Below are 1947 nucleotides of genomic sequence, written 5' to 3'. Positions count from 1 at the left end.
CGATCGAGACACTCCGGATCTTTATTGACAGAGGGATTCCGGTGGTGCTCGCATCAGGAAACACCCTCTGTTTTCTGGATTCGATAGCCCGGATGATCGGAACCAATGGAGCTGTTATCGGGGAGAATGGCGGAGTATTCCAGACCGGATTCGATGGCACGCCTCACATTACCGGTGATAGATCATTATGTCTCCATGCATATGATCGTCTTGTCACTCATTTCAAAGAGCAGGGAATAACGTTACTTCCCTACAGTATGGAACTGCGGTATGCCGATGTCGCTTTTGCACGCATCGTTCCCGTTGATGAGGTGGTATCTGTTATCGCCGATCTCCCTGTCCGGGTGATTGATACCGGATTTGCCATCCATCTCCAGACTCCCGGAATCTCGAAGGGATCAGCACTTGCAGCACTTGCCCCGCTTCTCTCCCTTACTCCCGGGGATTTTGTTGCTGTTGGTGATTCTGATAATGATCTCGAGATGCTTGAGGTTGCAGGTTATGGAATAACAATGGAAAATGGCAGCGAAAAACTGAAAAAATTAGCTGATCTGGTGACAGATCAGAAGTATGGCGAGGGTTTTTCCGAGGGTCTGCTATCTGCCCTTGAGCGCTTTGAGTGAAATCTTCACCTGAGCATATACCGATCAACAACGATATAATCCTTAATATCCTTGACAGCTTCAAACGGGATGAGCATACAATCATCATCCAGTTTGTAATGGGATGTATCAAATCCGGCATCGGGCTTGACGATCAGGTTGATCACCTGCCCGCTCCCCACGTCGATGATAATATTTTTTAACTGTCCGATCACCTTGCCGTCACTACTCATGACCTTCTTCCGCCGGAGCGTACGAGCAAACGCCTTTGTCATAGAAAGATGGTTGGCTGATAACTATATAAACTATTCCTATTTTCCCGAACCGGGGCGTTAAAGGGTGGGAAAAACCCTGATGATATCCGATTGTGTGAGGATGCCGGCAGGTTTTCCTTCGGCAACAACGATCACTCTGCCAATTTCCCGCTCTTTAAATCGCCGGATGACCTCATAGAGGCGTGTATGTTCGGGAACCAGAATGACATCGTGAGTCATTATGTTTTTCACCGGTGTATCCAGGGATTGTCCGGCATCTATTGCACGTGCGATATCGGTGAGGGTGACGATCCCGAGCAACTCTTCATTGAATATGACAGGTACGCCATGTATACGGTTTTTCGAGCAGATGGAGACGGCTTCCCTGATCGTCGCATCAGGCGGCAGACTGATCAAGGGCGAACTCATGTAGTGGCGGATCGATTTCTTCGGGAGCGATGTCATCTCTGAGATTGAGATGAGAAGCGCACCCTGGATCTCGTCACGGCCAAAGACCTCCCCCCGGATCATCAGCTTGTTCACCGGTGTCGGCCCTATCGTGATCTCTTCCCCGATAGTGAAATTCCGGACACTCCCGACAATTTTTATCAGTGAATGGCAGAGATCGGGATGGCAGAGAGTTGTGAAGTCGACCTCAGTCACCCGCACGCCCGGAATCGGGATTCCGTTTCTTGATATCGTCACCTCAGCTGCATCATCGGTCGGCTTTATATTCAGCTCCTTATATGCCTGTGCAGTCGGATGATATCCTCCCTTTGGCCCCGGAATGCCGTCAACCAGGCCGAGCGCCTTTAATGCCTGCATCTGGTTTCTGACGGTGCCGGGATTTCTCTTGATAATCCCTGCAATATCGTCTCCTTTGATGGGATGAGAATGTTGATGATAGAGTGAGATTAATGTTATAAGAATATCTTTCTGGATAAGTGAGAGATCCATAATGATTGATCATACATATCCGGATAAATAGCTTGGGGAAACAGAACCAATGTTTGATACAATACCAACAGTTCCAACTGCAGATGAGATACTCGACCGGAGTTTCCGCCGTGCAGCAAAGAAGATGCGGGATA

The 1947-nt window shown here is 48.7% G+C and carries 3 protein-coding genes; 1 reads left to right on the top strand and 2 read right to left on the bottom strand.

What is annotated here, in order from left to right:
* Positions 1 to 623 (top strand): phosphoglycolate phosphatase (locus QCH34_RS11570; RefSeq protein WP_300334346.1); only part of this gene is annotated, 623 nt, incomplete at its 5' end.
* A gap of 5 nt (positions 624 to 628) precedes the next feature.
* Here the strand turns inward: QCH34_RS11570 and QCH34_RS11565 are convergent.
* Positions 629 to 877, bottom strand: coding sequence for a PRC-barrel domain-containing protein (locus QCH34_RS11565; RefSeq protein ID WP_300334342.1), 249 nt, complete (start codon positions 875 to 877; stop codon positions 629 to 631).
* Positions 878 to 934: 57 nt separating this feature from the next.
* Complete coding sequence (locus tag QCH34_RS11560; protein WP_300334339.1) at positions 935 to 1813, bottom strand: CBS domain-containing protein; 879 nt, start codon at positions 1811 to 1813, stop codon at positions 935 to 937.
* Positions 1814 to 1947 lie beyond the last annotated feature (134 nt).

The sequence above is a fragment of the Methanocalculus sp. genome, from assembly GCF_029762515.1.
Taxonomy (GTDB): domain Archaea; phylum Halobacteriota; class Methanomicrobia; order Methanomicrobiales; family Methanocorpusculaceae; genus Methanocalculus.
This window is presented reverse-complemented; position numbering and strand designations above follow the sequence as displayed.